This is a genomic window from Streptomyces sp. NPDC031225, from assembly GCF_055570355.1.
On record NZ_JBVIHJ010000026.1, the window covers coordinates 146,563 to 165,647 of the forward strand.

Here is a 19,085-nt window from a genome sequence, read left to right on the forward strand (position 1 = left end):
GCCCCCGGACCAGCCGAACCGGTGACACCACAGGTGAGTTCGCCCACAACAGCCCTGGGCGGAGGAGCGACCAGAGGTTTTGCGCCTTACGCTCGACGAACCGCACGACCCCCGTTCTCCTTCCCAGAAAAGTCCCGCCCGCGGAGGTTTCTGTTTCATGAAGCTCACCGTCGTCGGCTGCTCGGGGTCGTTCCCGTCCGCGGAATCGGCCTGTTCGAGCTACCTCGTCGAGGCCGACGGCTTCCGGCTGCTTCTCGACATGGGCAACGGTGCCCTTGGCGAGCTGCAGCGTCACTGCGGTCTCTACGACCTCGACGCGATCTTCCTCAGCCATCTGCACGCCGACCACTGCATCGACATGTGCGCGTACTTCGTCGCGCGCTACTACCGCCACGACGGCGGCCGCTGCGACCCCATCCCGGTCTACGGCCCCGAAGGCACCGAACACCGCCTCACCACGGCCTACGCCGACACCCCCACGGCCTCCTCCATGAGCGAGGTCTTCGACTTCCACACGGTCAAGCCGTCCACCTTCGACATCGGCCCCTTCACGGTCCACACCGAGCGAGTGGCCCACCCCGTGGAGGCGTACGGCATCCGCGTCGAGCACGGCGGCACGTCCCTGACCTACTCCGGCGACACCGGTCTGAGCCCCGCCCTGACCGAACTCGCCCGCGACACCGACCTGTTCCTGTGCGAGGCGGCCTTCACGCACGGCAAGGAGAACATCCCCGACCTGCACCTCAACGGCCGCGAGGCGGGTGAGACGGCGACCCGGGCAGGCGCCCGCCGCCTGGTCCTCACCCACATCCCCCCGTGGACCGACCCCCAGGTCAACCTCGCCGACGCCCGCGCGGCGTTCGACGGCCCGGTGTCCCTGGCGACGCCGAGACAGTCGTACGACATCTAGCCCGACGGCACGACGAAGGCCCCCGGAGAGGTTCAGGACTCCGGGGGCCTTCGTCGTACCTTCACGCCGGGGTTACGCCTTGGTGAGGTCCTCGATCTCCTCCTCGGGCTCCCGGCCCGGGGTGGGGAGGTTCCACTTGACGATGGCGAAGCGGAAGACGACGTAGTAGATCGCGCCGAAGGCGAGGCCGACCGGGATCAGCAGCCAGGGCTTGGTGGAGATGCCCCAGTTGATGAAGACGTCGATGAAGCCGGCCGAGAAGCTGAAGCCCATGTGCATGCCCAGCGCCCACGTCACCGCCATCGAGACCGCGGTGAGGACCGCGTGGATGGCGTAGAGCACGGGGGCGATGAACATGAACGTGAACTCGATCGGCTCGGTGACACCCGTGAAGAACGAGGTCAGGGCCATCGACATCATCATGCCCAGCACGGCCTTGCGGCGCTCGGGGCGGGCGGAGTGCGCGATCGCGAGGGCGGCGGCGGGCAGACCGAACATCATGATCGGGAAGAAGCCGGTCATGAACATACCGGCGGTCGGGTCGCCGCCGAAGAAGCGCGGCAGGTCACCGTGGAAGACGGTGCCTGCGGAGTTGGTGTAGTCGCCGATCTGGAACCAGGCCACGGAGTTGACGAACTGGTGCATGCCGATCGGGATCAGCGCGCGGTTGATCAGACCGAAGAGGGCCGCGCCGAAGGAGCCGAGGCCGGTCATCCACTCGCCGAAGTTGGTGATCACGTTGCCGACGGGCTCCCAGCCCAGGACGACCAGGACACCGAGAACCGTGCCGACGGCGGCCGTGATGATCGGGACCAGTCGACGGCCGTTGAAGAAGCCGAGCCAGTCGACGAGACGCTTGCGGTGGTAGCGCTGCCACAGCACGGCCGTCAGCAGACCGAGGATGATGCCGCCGAGCACGCCCGGGTTCTGGAAGGTCGCGGACTGCGCGGCCTCGGTGCCCTTCTGCCAGAAGCCCCCGCCGAGTCCGGTCGGCGTGTAGGTGGCGCCCTCGTGCCCGTCCTTGATCGGGTACTGGTGGATCACCGCGTAGTAGGCGAGGAATCCGACCACCGCGGCCAGCGCCGTGGAACCGTCGGACTTCTTCGCGAAGCCGATGGCCACGCCTATGCAGAACAGCAGGGGCAGACCGAAGGAGCTGTCCAGCAGTGCCCCGCCGGCCCCGGCGAACACCTTCGCCACGTCGGCGGGTATGTGGAACCGCTCCTGGGAGTCGGCCTGACCCAGCCGCAGCAGGATGCCCGCCGCCGGCAACACGGCGATGGGCAACTGCAGGCTGCGGCCGACCTTCTGCAGGCCCTGGAAAAGGCCGGATCCCCGCTTCTTCGCGGGGGCGGCCGCCGTCTCGGTGGCGGTGCTCATACGTCCTCCATCGGGTGGTGGTCTACACCACTCAGTGGTGTAGACCTGTTGTACACGATGGGGCCGTTATAAGGAACCCGTCAGTTCCGCAACCGGAGAGCTACGCCCTGTCAGGCCCCGGGTGGGCTCCAGGGTTGGCGACCGCCCGTCAGGTGGTGTAGACCAGCAACGGACGATTGGGTTGCTGTGACGTCATCTTTCGGTACGTACGGCGTGCAATCGCTCACGAAGCTGGGCCACCTGTGCGTGAGGAGACCGACATGGCCACCAAGGCAGAGAAAATCGTCGCCGGACTCGGCGGCATCGAGAACATCGAAGAGGTCGAGGGCTGCATCACCCGCCTGCGCACCGAAGTCGTCGACGCCAGCAAGGTCGACGAAGCCGCCCTGAAAGCCGCCGGCGCCCACGGCGTCGTCAAGATGGGCACCGCCATCCAGGTCGTCATCGGCACCGACGCCGACCCGATCGCAGCGGAGATCGAAGACCTCATGTGAGGCCGGAGACCATCCCGGCCAAGGGGCCCCTTCCATCCCGGGAGGGGCCCCTTCCGCATCCCCGTCTCCCGCTAGGCTCAACGCCATGTCTCGAATCGACGGCCGCACCCCCGAACAACTCCGCCCGGTCACCATCGAACGCGGCTGGAGCAAGCACGCCGAAGGCTCCGTCCTCGTCTCCTTCGGCGACACCAAGGTCTTCTGCACCGCCTCCGTCACCGAAGGCGTCCCCCGCTGGCGCAAAGGCAGCGGCGAGGGCTGGGTCACCGCCGAATACTCCATGCTGCCCCGCGCCACCAACACCCGCGGCGACCGCGAATCCGTCCGCGGCAGGATCGGCGGCCGCACCCACGAGATCAGCCGCCTCATCGGCCGGTCCCTGCGCGCCGTCATCGACTACAAGGCACTCGGCGAGAACACCATCGTCCTCGACTGCGACGTCCTCCAGGCCGACGGCGGCACCCGCACCGCAGCCATCACCGGCGCCTACGTCGCACTCGCCGACGCCATCTCCTGGGCCCAGGGCAGGAAACTGATCAAAGCCGGCCGCCAGCCGCTGACAGGGACGGTCTCCGCGGTGTCCGTCGGCATCGTCGGCGGCGTCCCCCTCCTCGACCTCCGCTACGAAGAGGACGTCAAGGCCGACACCGACATGAACGTCGTCTGCACCGGCGACGGCCGCTTCGTCGAGGTCCAGGGCACCGCCGAAGCCGAACCCTTCGCCCGCGACGAACTCAACACCCTCCTCGACCTCGCCGTATCGGGCTGCACGGAACTCGCCGCCCTGCAGAGCAAGGCACTTGACACGGTCCTCGAAAGGTAAAGAGAACGCCAAGGAAACCGGCGGCGGCACGCAACCCCGCCGACCGGTCCGGCGTCTTCGGAAGTACGGGCGCCTGCTGTGCACAGCAGGCGCCCGGCCAACAACGGGGGCCTGTGAGGCCTGCCCACAGGAGGGAACAGAACCATGGCCGCGAGCCGACGCCGCCGCACCACCACCATCGCCGCCGCTGTAGCCGCCGTCGCACTGACGATCGGCCTCACCACCGGCTGCGACGCGGTGAGCAAGGCACTCGACTGTGTCCAGACCGCCGACGCCATCGCAGACAGCGTCACCGACCTCCAGCAGGCCGTGGAGAACGCCTCCAACGACCCCACCCAGCTGCAGAAGTCACTCGACTCCATCGACAAGAACCTCGACCAGATCGGCGACAAGACGGACAACACCGACGTCAACAAGGCCGTCGACAACCTCGGCGACGCGGTGACCAACGTCCGTACGGCAGTGGACAAGGGCGACGCCACCCCCGACCTCAGCCCGATCACCGACGCGGCAGGCGAACTGACGAAGGTCTGCACCCCCTGACCCGGACTTGGATACTGGTGGACATGACCCGCCTGATCCTCGCCACCCGCAACACCGGCAAAATCACCGAACTCCACGCCATCCTCGCCGACGCAGGTCTGCCCTTCGACCTCGTCGGCGCGGACGCGTACCCCGACATCCCCGACGTCAAGGAAACCGGCGTCACCTTCGCCGAGAACGCCCTCCTCAAAGCCCACGCCCTCGCCCGGGCAACAGGGCTGCCCGCCATCGCCGACGACTCCGGCCTCTGCGTCGACGTCCTGAACGGCGCCCCCGGCATCTTCTCCGCCCGCTGGGCAGGCACCCACGGAGACGACAAAGCCAACCTGGCCCTGCTCCTCGCCCAACTCTCCGACATCGCCGACGAACACCGCGGCGCCCACTTCGCCTGCGCGGCGGCACTGGCGCTTCCGGACGGCACGGAAAGGGTGGTGGAGGGCCAGTTGCGAGGCGTGCTGCGCCACACTCCCGTCGGCACGAACGGCTTCGGCTACGACCCGATCCTCCAGCCGGACGGCGACACGCGGACGTGCGCCGAGCTGACGGCGGAGGAGAAGAACGCGATCAGCCACCGGGGGCAGGCGTTCCGGGGGTTGGTGCCGGTGGTTCGGGAGTTGCTGGGCTGAGACGCGCACGGAAACGGCCTGCGCATCATTCTTTCGATTCGCAGGCCGTTCATGTGCGGCGGAAGGGATTCGAACCCTCAAGCCCGATCAAGGGCCACAGATCCTAAGTCTGCTGTGTCACCATTGCACCACCGCCGCTAGCTGTCTGCCATCGTACCGGCAGCGGTTCGCGGTCGATTGCCTCCCCTGCACCAGGTACTCGTGACTGCGTGGCAGTTGGGGCACAGCAACCGCAGGTTCTCTCGCCGGTCGTCGCTCCAGTCTCCGTTGATGTGATCGACCTCCAGGGTCATGGGCTTGCCGAGCCACTCCGGGCCGACGCCGCACCTGGCACACTCTTCGGCGACGCCGATCTCGCTGAGGCTCGACGTAGGCGCTTTGTCGTCGTCCGCTGCTTGCCCTTGTGCTGTACCAGGACATCCTCAGGTCGCTTGGCGTTCGGGGGCCTCTTTCCCCGTTGATGTGCCTGGCCCAGAAAGTGTTCCGTCGCGAGGTGGTCGTCGGCGATCCACTTGTGCAGCTTCTTCCGCTGCGCAGCGTTGTCGATGTGGCCCAGGCGGCGCAATACCTCCGCCAAGGAGGCAGACTCGGCGACGGCCGCGCGTAACTCGTCTGGGGTGGGCCGGGCGGACCTGCCACACGGGTGGAAGTGCGAGATGTCGATGCCGAAGTGGGCGAATCGCTTGGTGAGGTACTTGCGGAGGTAGCCGTATGGCCGGGTGCCGAAGAAGGCGATGACTTCGTCGAGGTCGGAACACCGAGATGCTGCCTCGACCAGCCGCTCGCGGGTGTAGTTCACGCAGTGGGTCACGACGTGCGCCCCTTGCCGCGCCCGCGGTAACTGTCCGTTGTCGAATGGCAGTTGGGGCAAAGGAGTCTCAGGTTCTCGATGCGGTTGTTCCGCCAGTTGCCGTCGATGTGGTCGACCTCCAGGGGGAGTGGCTCTCCAAGCCACACCCCTTTGATGCCGCACAGGGCGCAATGTTCCTCCACGCCCAGCTCGCCCATTGCCCGTTTCAGGCGGCTGCTCGGTACCCGCGTGGCGTGTGCCGACGTGGCCTCGGTGAGAATCTCCGCAGCAGTCCGGCGGCGCTGGTTGTGCCGCTGCCGCTCCGTGCGGACCACTGGCGTGAAATGCGAGGTGTCGATGCCGTAGGCCTTGATGCGCCTGGAGATGTTGGTGTGGTGGCCGCCGACCACCTCAAGTCCCAGTTGACGAAGAACCTCGTTGACGCTCGTCGATGCCGCGACTACCGGTTCTAGGATTCCCCTCGTCCACTTGGCTCCCTCCCTCTCGAAGTGCGAGACGTCCACCCCGAGCCTTTGCATCCGCTCGTGGACGTATCGCCTTTTCCAGCTCTTCGGATCCACCCCCAACCTCTCCAACGCCTCCGACAACGTCCGAGCCCCCCGAGCCGCCTCTTCCAGCCGCTCCTTGGTGTACGCACTTGCTCCCACCGAACCCCCTCCGTTCCCGGCCGCATGTTCGCGACCTCGTACGGAGTAACGAACCGTTAATCGGACAGTCACGCTCGACTTGTAAAGGGGTTGATAGACTGGGCGTCGTCAAACGCAGCCTTCCAGGCGTGGACTCTTGTCCGCCCGGGAGGCTTTTTTCATGACCTCAGAACCCATCGCAGATCTGGATCTTCGAACAGCGACCTCTGACGACCGACACACCATCGAGCGCCTCTGGCTCATGTTCCGGCACGACATGAGCGAGTTCGTGGGAGGAGTGCCAAATGCCGACGGGACCTTCCGCAGTGAGCGGCTGGAGGCTGCGTTCTCCGGCGACGGCGACTGGGCGCCGTATCTGATCGGTCTCGGCGGGCGGCCCGTCGGGTTCGCCTTCGTGCGGGCGCTCAGCGGGCCCACCCGCGTGCTCAACAGCTTCTTCGTCGTGCGGGGAGTGCGGCGTACCGGGATCGGGCTGTGGGCCGTCCGGGAGGTGGTGGCGCGGCATCCGGGGGAGTGGGACATCGCCTTTCAGCACAACAACTCGGGCGCTGTGCGTTTCTGGCGGCGTGTCGCCGAGGAGATCGTGCCCGGTGCCTGGAGGGAGGAGCGCAGGCCGGTGCCCGCGCGGCCCGGCCTGGCTCCTGACTGCTGGATCTCGTTCAGATACCAAGGTCCTTGATGATCTTCGCCACGTGGCCCGTCGCGCGGACGTTGTACAGGGCGCGTTCGACCTTGCCCTCCTCGTCCACGATGATCGTGGAGCGGATGACGCCCATGTACGTCTTGCCGTAGTTCTTCTTCTCGCCGAACGCGCCGTAGGCCTCGGTCACGGACTTCTCCGGGTCGGCGAGGAGGGTGATCCGCAGGGATTCCTTGTCGCGGAACTTCGCCAGTTTCTCCGGCTTGTCGGGGGAGATGCCGATGACGTCGTAGCCCGCGCCGGCCAGCACCTCCAGGTTGTCGGTGAAGTCGCAGGCCTGCTTCGTGCAGCCGGGGGTCAGGGCGGCCGGGTAGAAGTAGACGATGACCTTGCGGCCCTTGTGGTCCGACAGGGACACGTCGGTGCCGTCGGCGTCGGGCAGGGTGAAGGCGGGGGCCACGTCCCCGGGCTGGAGTCGCTCGCTCATTGGGTCAGCGTAACCGGGGGTCCTGACAGTGCGGTCGCGGGCGGAGCTGACAGACTGTCCAGGACAGGTGACAACGACAGGCATCGACAGACATCGACAGGCATCGGCTATTTCGGAGGCCCCACCGTGGCGGACACGTCGGACATCAGAACCCCGGCGCAGATCGAGGCGGACATCAAGCGCCGCCGCGAGCTTCTGGCTGAGACGCTCGACGAGATCGGGGTGCGGGTGCATCCGAAGACGATCGTCGGTGACGCGAAGGCCAAGGTCGTCTCCAACGTCGACCACGCGCTCGGGCGGGCGTACGTCTCCGTCAACAAGGCTGTCACCGAGGTGAAGGCCCAGTTCGTGGACGAGGAGGGCGCTCCTCGTCTTGAGCGGGTCGTGCCCGTGGTACTCGTCGCCGTGGGTCTCGTGGGGCTGCTGGCCCTGGGCACCCGGCGTCGCAAGGGCTGACCCGCAGGCGTACGCGGGCTTCGAAGGCAGGTAGGTTCAGTGGCGTGAGCGCCAAGAGAATCGACACCCACGACGACAAGCTGCCCATCCGGATGCTGCACGACCGTGTGCTGGTGCGGCAGGAGAACGGCGAGGGCGAGCGGCGGTCGGGCGGCGGCATCCTCATTCCCGCCACCGCGGCCGTCGGGCGCCGGCTGGCCTGGGCCGAGGTCGTCGCGGTGGGTCAGAACGTGCGGACGGTGGAGCCGGGTGACCGGGTGCTGTACGACCCGGAGGACCGTGCCGAGGTCGAGGTGCGGGGCATCGGGTACGTGCTGATGAGGGAACGGGATCTGCACGCCGTGGCCGCCGACCGGTTCGAGGGCTCCGAGGACTCGACGGGTCTGTACCTGTAGATCGACGGCGAGAGGGGCCGGTGACTGTGGTCACCGGCCCCTCTCGCCGTGTCATGGGACGGTCGGTCACTCCCGTCTGGAGGAGGTGATCGCCGGGCCTCCGCCCGTCGTCGTCCCCTCGGTCGAGCCGTTCGTGGTTCCGCCGGTCGTGTCTCCGGTGGTTCCGCCGGAGGTGTCGCCCGTCGTCCCGCCGGTCGTGGGGTCTCCGGTGGTGTCTGCGGTCGTCGTGCCGCCGCCGTCGGTCGTGGTGCCTCCGGTGGTCGTGTCGCCGGTGGTGCCGCCCGTCGTGGTGGTGCCGCCGGTGGTGGTCGTGCCGCCGTTGTCCTGGCCCTGGGTCTGGCCCTGGGTCTTGCCGCCGGTGTCCTGGCCGCCGGTGGTGTCGCCCGTGGTGCCGCCGTTGTCCTGGTCGCCCGTGGTCGGGTCGGCCGGGGCCTGGGTGCTCGGGGCCTGGGTCTCGGCGCCCGGCTGGAGTTCGAGGTCGAAGTCGCCGACCGGCTTCCCCTTGAGGGCGGCCTTGGTGTACTGCGCCCAGATCTCGGCCGGCGGGCCGCCGCCGTTGACGCGCTGCAGGCCCATCGCGCCGTACAGCGACTTGTGGGCTGCGGTCACCGGGTCCTGGCCCATGACGGAGACGACCGTGGCGAGTTCGGGGGTGTAGCCGGCGAACCAGGCGGCGGTGTCCTCCTCGGCGGTGCCGGTCTTGCCCGCGGCGGGGCGGTCGGCGGCCTGGGCGGCGGTGGCGGTGCCGTTGTCGACGACGCTCTGCAGGACGGAGGTGGTGGTGTCGGCGGCCTGGCGGCTGATGGCCTGCGTGGCCCTCTGCTGGGGCAGCTCGACGGCCTCCGAACCGTCCTTGGTGATCTTGTCGATCATCGTGTACGTGCCGTGCCTGCCGTGGTTGGCGAGCGTCGCGTAGGCCTCGGCCATGTCGAGGACGCTCGCGGTGTTCACGCCGAGCGCGATGGAGGGGGTCGCCGTGAGGTCGGGGGTGTCGGAGGGGATGCCCATGTCGATCGCGGTCTGCTTGACCTTGTCGGAGCCGACGTCGACGGCCATCTGCGCGTACACCGAGTTGACGGACTTGTTGGTGGCCTCGCGCACGGTGATCTCGCCGTAGGAGCCGTCGTCCTCGTTCTCGGGGGCGTAGGTGCCGCCGTTCCACCCGACGACGGGGCGCTTGTTGGTGCCGTCGTAGTAGGTGTTCGGGGTGATGAGCCGGCCGTCCTGGGTCTCGGAGTGGTTCTGGACGGCGGCGGCGAGGACGATGGACTTGAAGATGGAGCCGACCTGGAAGTCGCCGCGGGTGGCGCCGTTCGTGTACTGCTTCACGTAGTCGACACCGCCGTACATGGCGACGACCTTGCCGGTCTTCGGGTCGACGGAGGCGCCGCCCGCGCGGACGTAGTTGTCGACTTTGTTGTTCTTCTTGTCGAGCTTGTCCATCACCTTGTCGTTGACCGCCTTGACGAAGGCGTTCTGCTTCTTCTTGTCCAGGGTGGTGGTGATGCGGTAGCCGCCGGCTTCCAACTGCTCCGAGGTGACGATCTTGTTGGTGGTGAGGTAGTCCTTGATCGCCTGCACGATGTAGCCGCGCTGTCCGGACAGGCCGGTGGAGATGGTCTGTTCCTTGGGCATCGGGAACTTCAGTCCGGTGCGCGCGGACTCGCTGAGCCAGCCCTTCTTGACCATGCCGTCCAGGACGTAGTTCCAGCGGGCCTCGGCGGCGGCCTTGTTCTCGGGGTGTGCGACGACGTCGTACTCGCTGGGGGCGTTGACCAGTGCGGCGAGGTAGGCGGCGTGGGCCGGGTCGAGGTCTACGGCGTCGACGCCGTAGTAGGCCTGGGCGGCGGCCTGGATGCCGTAGGCGTTGCGGCCGAAGTAGCTGGTGTTGAGGTAGCCCTCGAGGATCTCGTCCTTGGACTTCTCGCGGTCCAGCTTGATCGAGATGAAGAACTCCTTGGCCTTGCGGGTGACGGTCTGTTCCTGGGCCAGGTAGTAGTTCTTCACGTACTGCTGGGTGATCGTGGAGCCGGACTGCTTGCCCTTGCCGGTGGCGGTGTTCCAGGCGGCGCGGAGCATGGCCTTGGGGTCGATCGCGGACTCGGAGTAGAAGTCGCGGTCCTCGGCGGCCAGGATGGCGTGCTGTGCGTCCTTGGAGATCTGCGCGAGGCCGACGTTCTCGCGGTTGATCTCGCCGTCACGGGCGAGCTGGCTGCCGTCGGAGTAGAGGTAGACGTTGGACTGCTTCATGGCGAGTGCGTTGGCCGGCGGGATGTTGACCATGGAGTAGCCGATGTAGAACAGTCCGGCGAGGACGATCAGCCCGACGACGAAGGCGCCCAGCACCATGCGCCACGTCGGGATCAGCCGTCGCCAGCCCGTGCGCTTGGGCCGCTTGGGCTTCTTGGCCTTCTTCTGGCCGGGCTCTTCAGCCGCCTGCGGTTCTCTCGGTGCCCAGCCCTCGGTCGGCTGCTGCGGCTGGTCGCTCATGTCGTGCACGGACTCCTGTTTCGCGTCATACGTTCCGTACGACCTCGTACGCCTTCTCTGCTCCCTGTTGAAGACTCTCGCACCATGCGTTCCGTTCCCGGATATGGCGCGCGTCTCGCCCAGAAAATGAGTGGCCCGCCTCATCACCTGCGCAGTAGGCTCCTGCGCTTTGGTGTCGGCGGGCCGAGGAGTGCTGTGGATGTGGGTTCCGGGCGGTTGTACGCGGCCGTCGCGGCGGGTGGATTCAGACGGTACGCGACCTATCGGGCGGCGACACTCGCAGGGGTGTTCACCAACACCGTCTTCGGTGTGATCCTCGTCTACACGTATCTGGCGCTGTGGGACGAGAAGCCCCATCTCGGGGGCTACGACCAGGCGCAGGCGGTCACCTATGTGTGGCTCGGGCAGTGTCTCTACTCGACGCTCGCGATCCAGGGCGGCGGCGCCGAGAAGGATCTGATGGACCGCATCCGCACGGGGGAGATCGCGGTCGACCTGTACCGGCCGGCGGACCTCCAACTGTGGTGGCTGGCAGGTGACTTGGGGCGTTCGGCGTTCCAGTTGTTCGGGCGGGGGGTGATTCCGTTCGCGTTCGGTGCGATGTTCTTCCCGATGGCGCTGCCCACGGACGTCATGTCCTGGGCGGCCCTTGCGGTGGCGCTGTTCCTCGCGATGCTCGTCAGTTTCGGGATCCGGTACCTGGCGGCGCTGAGCGCGTTCTGGCTGATGGACGGTCAGGGCGTCTCGCAGGCCGTGATGATCCTGGGCATCTTCTGCTCGGGCATGGTGCTCCCGCTGAACGCCTTCCCGGGTGTGTTCGGCGACATCGTGCGGGTGCTGCCGTGGGCGGCGCAGCTGCAGATGCCGGCGGACGTACTGATGGGGAAGACGGACCCGTTGGGGGCGTACGCCTTCCAGGCGGTGTGGGCGGTGGTGCTGCTGGCGGCGGGGCGGCTGCTCCAGTCTGCGGCGACGCGGCGGGTGGTGGTGCAGGGTGGGTGAGACATCGGGGCCGGGTTCGGGGCCGGGTACGGGTACGGCGTCGGGTTCGGGTTCGGGTTCGGGTACGGGTTCGGGTGCGGCGGCGGGGCCTGGTGCGGCGGCGCGCTCGGGTGAGACATCGAGTCCGGGCGGGACATCGAGTCCGGGCGGGACATCGAGTCCGGGCGGGACATCGCGCCGGGGAGAGACACCGCGCCCGGCCGCGGCACCGCTGCTGGGTGAGGCAGCGCGTCCGGGGCGGGCGTCGCTGCTGGGCGAGGGGCTGCGGGCCTACCGGCTGATCGCGGGCATGTGGATCCGCTCCGCCATGACCTACCGCACGTCCTTCGTCGTCACGGTGCTCGGCAACCTGGCGGTGACCGGCCTGGACTTCGTCGGGATCCTGCTGATGTTCTCGCAGGTCGACTCGCTGGGCGGCTGGAAGCTGCCCGAGATCGCCTTCCTCTACGGCCTGTCCGTCACCTCCTTCGGCATCGCCGACCTGGTGCTCGGCTCGATGGACGTGCTGGGCTCCCGCATCCGTGACGGCTCCTTCGACATCCTGCTGGTGCGGCCCGCGCCGGTGCTCGCGCAGATCGGCGCGGACCGCTTCGCGCTGCGCCGGCTGGGCCGGATCACGCAGGGCGCGGTGGTGCTGGTCTGGGCGCTGGCGGCGGTCGACGTCGACTGGAGCGTGGCGAAGGTGCTGCTGGTGCCGGTGATGGTGGTGAGCGGCGCGGTGATCTTCAGCGCGCTGTTCGTGGCGGGAGCCGCCTTCCAGATCTACGCGCAGGACGCGAGCGAGGTGCAGAACGCGTTCACGTACGGCGGTACCACCCTGTTGCAGTATCCGCCGGCCGTGTTCGGGAAGGACTTCGTGCGCGGGGTGACGTTCATGCTGCCCCTCGCCTTCGTCAACTGGGTACCGGCGTCCCATGTGTTGGGGCGGCCGTACCCGCTGGAGCTGCCGGGGTGGGTGGCCTTCGCGTCCCCGCTGGTGGCCGCGTTGTGCTGTGCGCTGGCCGGGCTGGCGTGGCGGACGGGGCTCGGTTCGTATCGGAGTACGGGGAGTTGACGGTGGACGCCTTCATTGAACTCGACCAGGTCGAGAAGGTCTTCGACGTACGCAAGAAGACCGGCTTCCTGAAACGGGAGCGGCGCCAGGTGCGGGCGGTCGACTCGATCTCCTTCACCGTGGCGCGCGGCGAGATGGTCGGGTACATCGGCCCGAACGGCGCCGGGAAGTCGACGACGATCAAGATGCTGACGGGCATCTTGACCCCGTCCGGCGGCCGGCTGCGGGTGGCGGGGATCGACCCGTCCCGCGAACGCACGCGCCTGGCCCACCGCATCGGTGTGGTCTTCGGCCAGCGCACCACCCTGTGGTGGGACCTCCCGCTGATCGACTCGTACAAGCTGATGCACCGCATGTACCGTATCCCGGACGCCCGTTACCGCGAGAACCTCGACCGCTGTGTCGAACTCCTCGAACTCGCCGACCTGTTGGACGTCCCGGTACGCCAACTGTCCCTGGGGCAGCGGATGCGGGGCGACATCGCGGCGGCCCTGCTGCACGACCCCGAGGTGCTGTACCTGGACGAGCCGACCATCGGACTCGACGTCATCTCCAAGGCCAAGGTGCGGGGATTCCTGCGGGAGTTGAACACCGAGCGCGGCACGACGGTCCTGCTGACCACGCACGACCTCCAGGACATCGAGCAGCTCTGCTCGCGCGTGATGGTCATCGACCACGGGCGCCTCATGTACGACGGTCCGCTCGCCGGTCTCCACGAGGTGGGCGAGAGCGAGCGCACCCTGGTGGTGGACCTGGAACGGGAACTCCCGCCGATCGAGGCGGCTCCCGCACGCGTGGTCCGGGTGGAGGGGCCGCGGCAGTGGCTCGCCTTCCCGGCGTCCGAGTCGGCGGCGGCCCTCGTGGCGCGGGTCGCGGCGGAGTATCCGCTGGTGGATCTGTCGGTGCGGGAGCCGGACATCGAGGCGGTGATCGCGAAGATGTACGCGGGAGAAGCGGAGAAAGCGGTGTCGTAGCCGTGTGGGGAGGTAACTCGTAGGCTGCCCCGTATGACGGAAGAACTCCCGGAGCTGCGTGCTTCCGACGCCGATCGTGAACGGGTCGCCGAGGTCCTGCGGGACGCCCTCGCCGAGGGGCGGCTCGACATGGAGGAGTTCGAGGAGCGGCTGGAGACGACGTTCAAAGCCCGGACGTACGGGGAGCTCGTGCCGATCACCCGGGACCTGCCGGTCGGTCAGAGTGCCGCTCCCCGGGTCGACATGGTGAAACGGCCGGAGCCGGACGGGAGTTGGGCGTCCCGGATCGTCGGCGGCGAGGGGTCCTCGACGTGGGCCGTCGCGGTGATGTCCGGGTTCCAGCGCAAGGGGCGGTGGACCGTGCCCCGGCGGTTCAACTGCTTCGCCTTCTGGGGCGGCGGGGAGATCGATCTGCGCGAGGCGAACTTCGCGGACCGCGAGGTCGAGATCAACTGCGTGGCCGTGATGGGCGGGATGCAGGTGATCGTGCCGCCGGGGGTCGAGGTCGTGGTCCGCGGGATCGGGATCATGGGCGGGTTCGACCAGCGTGAGGACGGCGTGCCGGGAGAGCCGGGGGCACCCCGCGTGATCGTGACCGGGTTCGCGTTCTGGGGCGGGGTCGGCGTCGAGCGCAAGCTCACCCGGGTGGAACGGCAGCGGCTCCGGGAGGAACGGCGCCAGGAGAAACTGGACCGCAGGGAGGCCGTCCGTGAGCTCAAGCGGTCGGCGCGGGACGATGCGCGGGGGTAGGACTGAGCGGTCGTTCGGCGGCTGCGGGTCCGTTGTGGCTGGTCGCGCAGTTCCCCGCGCCCCTATGGGTACGGACCCAGGGGCGCGGGGAACTGCGCGAACAGTCCCCACCGGGCCGCACTCACAACCGTGCCGCCGCCGCGCCCTTCAGGTACTCCAGATCGAACGCGTCCGCCATCCGCTCGTACCCCCTGTCGTTGGGGTGGAGACGGTCCCCCGAGTCGTACAGGGAGCGCAGTAGCCGCGGGTCGTGGGGATCCCGTACCGCCTTGTCGAAGTCGACGACCGCGTCGTAGACCTTCCCCGAGCGGATCTCCGCGTTGATGGCCTGGCGCACTCCTTCCCGCGCCTCGGTCCAGCCGTTGCGGTCGCCGAAGGGCATGAGCGTGGCGCCGACGACCCTGATGCCGCGGGCGTGGGCCTGGCGGACCAGGTCGCGGAGGCCGGTGAGGATGCCGTTCGGGTCGGCGGCACCCGGGGTGCGGAGGATGTCGTTGATGCCGAGGTCGACGACGACGATCCTGACGTTGGGGCGGTCGAGCACGTCACGGGTGAAGCGGCGGATGCCGGCCTGGTTCTCCAGGGGCCGTCCGCGGGCGTCCGCGAGGACCCGGTTGCCGCCGATCCCCGCGTTGACGACGCTGTAGCGGGGAAGGTCCCGGCCGCCGGCCAGGGCCGTGCGCAGGTGCCGGTTCAGGTAGTCCGGCCAGCGGTTGTTCGCGTCGGCCGTGGAGTTCTTGCCGTCGGTGAGCGAGTCGCCGAAGGCGACCACCGTGCCGTCGGCCTCGTCGCTGAGCACGTCCAGCGCGGTGAGGTACCGCCAGTGGTCGACCCGCTCGGTGTACGCCGTCCCGGTCGCGTCCGCCGTGACGTCGCCCTCGGCGGCGTACGACGTCTGCCGGGCCGCCGGGTGGTAGGTGACCGGGCCGGAGAGGGTGGGGGAGTAGGTGGTGACCAGGACGTCGCTGCCCGCCGGGACGGCCAGGGCGACGGCGTCGCTGAGCATCTGCCCGCCCGCGGCGATGACGGCCGTGGTGTTGCCCGCGAACGTGAGCCGCCGCATGGTGCCCGCGCTCGCCGCGGCGGTCCTGGTGCCGGCGGCGAGCGCGATGGTCGCGTGGGTGATGGTCAGCGGGCTCTTGCCGTAGAGGTTGGACAGCGTGATGCGGGCACTCGTACCGCCGACGCTGGTGTGGACGACGTTGCGGACCGAGCGGCCGGTCATGCCCTCGTTGCCGGTGCCGGGCTCGGCGCCGACCGGGGCGGCGGACCAGGTGCCCACCCAGACCCCGGCGGAGGCGGGGGCGGCGGAGGGACGCGAGGGCCCGGAGCCGGACAGTGAGGTTCGGTCCCTGGTGCCGGTGCCGGCCGCCACGGCGACGTAGATGGCGGTGGACAGGGCCACGATCGTGGCGACGATCGCGGCGAGCAGGGCGTAACCATGACGCCTTGTCATGTGGTGCTGGTCTCCTCGGGAGATGGGAGCCCGGGGCTCCGATCTGATCACCTCATGATGAGGCATGAACCTGAAGCAAGTGACGAGACCCCCTCCGGTTCCCTCGTCCGGTCGGGCGCCGGGAACTCTTGTTCCGTTCCGGGAGTCGGTCAGGAAGGGACAATGGGTGAGGGATCACCGAACGGGTGGAGCGGATGGAACGTACGAAAACTGAAGAAACCGGACCATCTGACGCCGAGCGGCGTGGCCGGGCGGACGTCCGTGCGATGAGCACCTTCAGCGAGGCCGACCTGGAGAAGCAGCGCGGTGTGCGGCGCATGAAGCTCACCGCCACCGGACTGCTGCTCTTCGTGGCGCTGGTGTACGTGCTGGCCACATGGGCGTCCCACGAGGGTGCCGGCACCTGGGCGGACTACGTCGCCGCGGCCGCCGAGGCCGGCATGGTCGGCGCGATGGCCGACTGGTTCGCGGTCACGGCCCTCTTCCGCCACCCCCTCGGCCTGCCCATCCCGCACACCGCGATCATCCCCACCAAGAAGGACCAACTGGGGGTGTCCCTCGGCGAGTTCGTCGGCGAGAACTTCCTCTCCGAGGACGTCGTACGGCAGCGGCTGCGGTCCGTGGGCATCGGCAGCCGGCTCGGCGCCTGGCTCGCGGAACCCGAGCACGCCGACCGGGTGACCGCAGAGCTGTCGGCCGCGCTCCGGGGCGCCCTGACCGTGCTGCGGGATTCCGACGTCCAGGCCGTGGTCGGCGAGGCGATCACCCGGCGTGCCGACGCCCAGGAGATCGCGCCCGGCATCGGGAAGATGCTGGAGAAGGTCGTCGCCGACGGAGGACACCGACGGGCTGTCGACCTGGTGGTGACCCGCGCCCATGACTGGCTCGTGCTGCACGACGCGCAGGTCATGGACGCGGTGCAGGGCGGAGCGCCCGGCTGGACCCCGCGTTTCGTCGACAAGAAGGTCGGCGAGCGGGTCTACAAGGAGCTGCTGCGGTTCGTGACGGAGATGCGGGACATGCCGTCGCATCCGGCTCGCGGCGCACTGGACCGGTTCCTGTCGGACTTCGCCTCCGACCTCCAGTCCGACACCGACACCCGCGCGCGCATCGAACGGCTCAAGGGGGAGGTGCTGGGGCGCGGCGAGGTCCAGGACCTCATCGCGTCGGCCTGGACGGCCGTACGGTCGATGATCGTGTCCGCCGCCGAGGACGAGCGCAGCGAACTGCGGCTGCGGGTGCGGGCGTCCCTGCTGTCGCTGGGCGCGCGGATGGCCGAGGACCCGAAGGTGCAGGCGAAGGTCGACGGATGGGTGGAGGGGGCCGCGGTGTACGTGGTCACGACCTACCGGCGCGAGATCACCTTGCTGATCACGGACACGGTGGCCGGCTGGGACGCCGAGCACACGACCCGGAAGATCGAGGCGCACATCGGCCGGGACCTCCAGTTCATCCGCATCAACGGCACGGTGGTGGGGTCACTCGTGGGGCTGTTGATCTACACGGTGTCGCGGGCGCTTGGGGCGTAGACGCGCTGGTCGGGGGAATACGGGGGAGGTTCGCCCGACCCGCACGTCTTGAGGAGGGAGCGGTCCCTTGACCACCGCGCAGGCCGATTCCGGCCGTACCGTGACGACGAACATCCCCGCTCGGCTCGACCGGCTCCCCTGGTCCCGCTGGCACTGGACGATCGTCATCGGACTCGGCACCGTATGGATCCTCGACGGCCTGGAGGTCACGGTCGTCGGCAACATCGCGAGCCGGTTGTCGGAACCGGGAAGCGGACTGTCGATCTCCTCCGGGCAGGTCACCGGCATCGCGGCGGCGCTGTACGTGGCCGGTGCGTGCGTGGGAGCCCTGTTCTGGGGGCGGCTGACCGACAAATGGGGCCGCAAGAAGCTGTTCATGATCACGCTGGCTGTCTATCTGGCGGCCACGGCGCTGACCGCGGTGTCCTTCGACTCCTGGTGGTTCTTCCTGTTCCGGTTCCTGACCGGGTTCGGGATCGGAGGCGAGTACGCGGCGATCAACTCCGCGATCGACGAGCTGATCCCGGCGCAGTACCGGGGGCGGGTCGACCTGATCATCAACGGGAGTTTCTGGCTGGGAGCGGTGGGGGGATCCCTGCTGTCGATCGTCGCGCTGAACACGGATTTGTTCGCGAAGGACGTGGGATGGCGGCTGACGTTCGCGCTGGGCTCCGTGCTGGCCGTCGTGATCCTTCTCGTACGGCGACATGTGCCCGAGAGTCCACGGTGGTTGCTCATCCATGGGCAGGACGAGGAGGCCGAGCGGATCGTCACGTCGATCGAGGAACGGGTGGAGGCGGAGCGGGGTTCGGCTCTGCCGCGGGCCGAGGGTGAGATCACGATCCGTCAGCGGCGCAGTATCTCGTTCGTGGAGATCGCGCGGACGCTGTTCTCCGACTACCGGCGCCGTTCCGTGCTGGGGTTCTCGCTCTTCATCGGCCAGGCCTTTTTGTACAACGCGATCACCTTCGGCTTCGGCGCGATCCTCACGACGTTCTTCGACGTGCCGACCGGGAACACCGGGTACTACTTCGCCGTCATCGCGATCGGCAACTTCTGCGGGCCGCTGCTGCTGGGCAAGCTGTTCGACACGGTCGGGCGGCGGGTGATGATCTCGTCGACCTACCTGCTCTCGGGACTGCTGCTGTTCGCGACGGCGTGGCTGTTCGACCAGGGGTCGCTGAGCGCGACCACGATGACGGCCTGCTGGTGTGCGGTGCTGTTCTTCGCCTCGGCGGGCGCGTCCAGTGCCTACCTCACGGTGTCCGAGGTGTTCCCGATGGAGACCCGCGCGATGTCGATCGCGTTCTTCTACGCGCTGGGCACGGCGGCGGGTGGTATCAGCGGGCCGCTGCTGTTCGCCGACCTGACGAGTACGGGCAAGGTCGGCGACACGGTGCTGGCCTTCCAGATCGGTGCGGGTCTGATGTGTGCGGCGGGGCTGGTGGCGGCGTTCCTCGCGGTCCATGCGGAACGTCGCTCCCTGGAGGACATCGCGAAGCCGCTGACGGCGACGTGATCCCTGCGGGTTCGGTGGGGGCGGGCGTTTTTTGCGCAGTTCCCCGCGCCCCTAATCGCTTCGGGTTCGGTGGGTGGGTCGGGTGCGGGGTGGGGGGTG

General features: G+C 68.4%; 19 protein-coding genes, 1 tRNA gene and 1 pseudogene. 14 read left to right on the forward strand and 7 right to left on the reverse strand.

Features of this window, described 5'->3' with window-relative positions; all coding sequences use genetic code 11:
* Positions 1–157 precede the first annotated feature (157 nt).
* The gene (locus tag ACZ48Z_RS35595; RefSeq protein ID WP_468740041.1) at positions 158–910 is read left to right on the forward strand and encodes an MBL fold metallo-hydrolase; all 753 of its coding nucleotides are present in this window, start codon (positions 158–160) and stop codon (positions 908–910) included.
* Between the two features lie 72 nt (positions 911–982).
* On the opposite strand, the gene ACZ48Z_RS35600 is transcribed toward ACZ48Z_RS35595, so the two are convergent.
* The gene (locus ACZ48Z_RS35600) at positions 983–2,290 is read right to left on the reverse strand and encodes a PTS transporter subunit EIIC (protein WP_468740042.1); all 1,308 of its coding nucleotides are present in this window, start codon (positions 2,288–2,290) and stop codon (positions 983–985) included.
* Between the two features lie 260 nt (positions 2,291–2,550).
* Between ACZ48Z_RS35600 and ACZ48Z_RS35605 the strand changes: the two genes are divergently transcribed.
* The 4 genes from ACZ48Z_RS35605 (at position 2,551) to rdgB (ending at position 4,776) form a co-directional block, all read left to right on the forward strand.
* Positions 2,551–2,784 carry a PTS sugar transporter subunit IIB gene (locus ACZ48Z_RS35605; protein WP_328747801.1) on the forward strand — a complete coding sequence of 78 codons (234 nt, stop codon included), beginning with the start codon at positions 2,551–2,553 and terminating at the stop codon, positions 2,782–2,784.
* An 85-nt stretch (positions 2,785–2,869) separates the two neighbouring features.
* Positions 2,870–3,607 carry a ribonuclease PH gene (gene rph, locus ACZ48Z_RS35610; protein ID WP_468740043.1) on the forward strand — a complete coding sequence of 246 codons (738 nt, stop codon included), beginning with the start codon at positions 2,870–2,872 and terminating at the stop codon, positions 3,605–3,607.
* Between the two features lie 144 nt (positions 3,608–3,751).
* A complete protein-coding gene (locus tag ACZ48Z_RS35615; RefSeq protein WP_468740044.1) occupies positions 3,752–4,150 on the forward strand; it encodes a hypothetical protein in 399 nt (132 codons plus the stop codon).
* Between the two features lie 23 nt (positions 4,151–4,173).
* On the forward strand, positions 4,174–4,776 hold the full coding sequence (gene rdgB, locus ACZ48Z_RS35620) for an RdgB/HAM1 family non-canonical purine NTP pyrophosphatase (protein WP_468740045.1): 603 nt from the start codon (positions 4,174–4,176) through the stop codon (positions 4,774–4,776).
* Positions 4,777–4,830: 54 nt separating this feature from the next.
* On the opposite strand, the gene ACZ48Z_RS35625 is transcribed toward rdgB, so the two are convergent.
* The 3 genes and pseudogenes from ACZ48Z_RS35625 to ACZ48Z_RS35635 all read right to left on the reverse strand — a co-directional run bounded on the left by ACZ48Z_RS35625 (position 4,831) and on the right by ACZ48Z_RS35635 (position 6,234).
* Positions 4,831–4,914, reverse strand: a tRNA-Leu gene (locus tag ACZ48Z_RS35625).
* Positions 4,914–5,575 (reverse strand): annotated as a pseudogene (locus tag ACZ48Z_RS35630) (HNH endonuclease). The gene ACZ48Z_RS35625 and the pseudogene ACZ48Z_RS35630 overlap by 1 nt, the downstream one beginning before the upstream one ends.
* Positions 5,576–5,583: 8 nt before the next feature.
* Positions 5,584–6,234, reverse strand: a complete 651-nt coding sequence (locus ACZ48Z_RS35635) for an HNH endonuclease signature motif containing protein (protein WP_468740046.1) — start codon at positions 6,232–6,234, stop codon at positions 5,584–5,586.
* Between the two features lie 160 nt (positions 6,235–6,394).
* Here ACZ48Z_RS35635 and ACZ48Z_RS35640 point away from each other — a divergent pair, with 160 nt between their 5' ends.
* Entirely contained in the window at positions 6,395–6,913 is a 519-nt protein-coding gene (locus ACZ48Z_RS35640) for a GNAT family N-acetyltransferase (RefSeq protein ID WP_468740047.1), read from the forward strand.
* On the opposite strand, the gene bcp is transcribed toward ACZ48Z_RS35640, so the two are convergent.
* Positions 6,894–7,361 carry a thioredoxin-dependent thiol peroxidase gene (gene bcp / locus ACZ48Z_RS35645; protein ID WP_468740048.1) on the reverse strand — a complete coding sequence of 156 codons (468 nt, stop codon included), beginning with the start codon at positions 7,359–7,361 and terminating at the stop codon, positions 6,894–6,896. The genes ACZ48Z_RS35640 and bcp overlap by 20 nt on opposite strands.
* A 126-nt stretch (positions 7,362–7,487) precedes the next feature.
* Between bcp and ACZ48Z_RS35650 the strand changes: the two genes are divergently transcribed.
* A complete protein-coding gene (locus ACZ48Z_RS35650; RefSeq protein ID WP_468740049.1) occupies positions 7,488–7,817 on the forward strand; it encodes a DUF3618 domain-containing protein in 330 nt (109 codons plus the stop codon).
* A 92-nt stretch (positions 7,818–7,909) separates the two neighbouring features.
* Positions 7,910–8,212 (forward strand): GroES family chaperonin, encoded by a 303-nt coding sequence (locus ACZ48Z_RS35655; protein WP_468740061.1) that lies wholly within the window; start codon positions 7,910–7,912, stop codon positions 8,210–8,212.
* Between the two features lie 66 nt (positions 8,213–8,278).
* Here the strand turns inward: ACZ48Z_RS35655 and ACZ48Z_RS35660 are convergent, their stop codons facing one another.
* Entirely contained in the window at positions 8,279–10,702 is a 2,424-nt protein-coding gene (locus ACZ48Z_RS35660) for a transglycosylase domain-containing protein (protein ID WP_468740050.1), read from the reverse strand.
* 201 nt (positions 10,703–10,903) lie between these two features.
* Between ACZ48Z_RS35660 and ACZ48Z_RS35665 the strand changes: the two genes are divergently transcribed.
* From ACZ48Z_RS35665 to ACZ48Z_RS35680, 4 genes are all read left to right on the forward strand, one after another.
* Positions 10,904–11,704, forward strand: coding sequence for an ABC transporter permease (locus ACZ48Z_RS35665; protein ID WP_468740062.1), 801 nt, complete (start codon positions 10,904–10,906; stop codon positions 11,702–11,704).
* 289 nt (positions 11,705–11,993) lie between these two features.
* Positions 11,994–12,758, forward strand: a complete 765-nt coding sequence (locus ACZ48Z_RS35670) for an ABC transporter permease (protein ID WP_468740051.1) — start codon at positions 11,994–11,996, stop codon at positions 12,756–12,758.
* Entirely contained in the window at positions 12,755–13,732 is a 978-nt protein-coding gene (locus tag ACZ48Z_RS35675) for an ABC transporter ATP-binding protein (RefSeq protein WP_468740052.1), read from the forward strand. The genes ACZ48Z_RS35670 and ACZ48Z_RS35675 overlap by 4 nt, the downstream gene beginning before the upstream one ends.
* 33 nt (positions 13,733–13,765) lie before the next feature.
* Positions 13,766–14,482 (forward strand): DUF1707 SHOCT-like domain-containing protein, encoded by a 717-nt coding sequence (locus tag ACZ48Z_RS35680; RefSeq protein ID WP_468740053.1) that lies wholly within the window; start codon positions 13,766–13,768, stop codon positions 14,480–14,482.
* A 121-nt stretch (positions 14,483–14,603) separates the two neighbouring features.
* Here the strand turns inward: ACZ48Z_RS35680 and ACZ48Z_RS35685 are convergent, their stop codons facing one another.
* Positions 14,604–15,938 (reverse strand): SGNH/GDSL hydrolase family protein, encoded by a 1,335-nt coding sequence (locus ACZ48Z_RS35685; RefSeq protein WP_468740054.1) that lies wholly within the window; start codon positions 15,936–15,938, stop codon positions 14,604–14,606.
* Between the two features lie 194 nt (positions 15,939–16,132).
* Between ACZ48Z_RS35685 and ACZ48Z_RS35690 the strand changes: the two genes are divergently transcribed.
* Both ACZ48Z_RS35690 and ACZ48Z_RS35695 read left to right on the forward strand, forming a co-directional pair.
* Entirely contained in the window at positions 16,133–17,467 is a 1,335-nt protein-coding gene (locus ACZ48Z_RS35690; protein WP_468740055.1) for a DUF445 domain-containing protein, read from the forward strand.
* 67 nt (positions 17,468–17,534) lie between these two features.
* Positions 17,535–18,986, forward strand: a complete 1,452-nt coding sequence (locus ACZ48Z_RS35695) for an MFS transporter (RefSeq protein WP_468740056.1) — start codon at positions 17,535–17,537, stop codon at positions 18,984–18,986.
* Positions 18,987–19,085 lie beyond the last annotated feature (99 nt).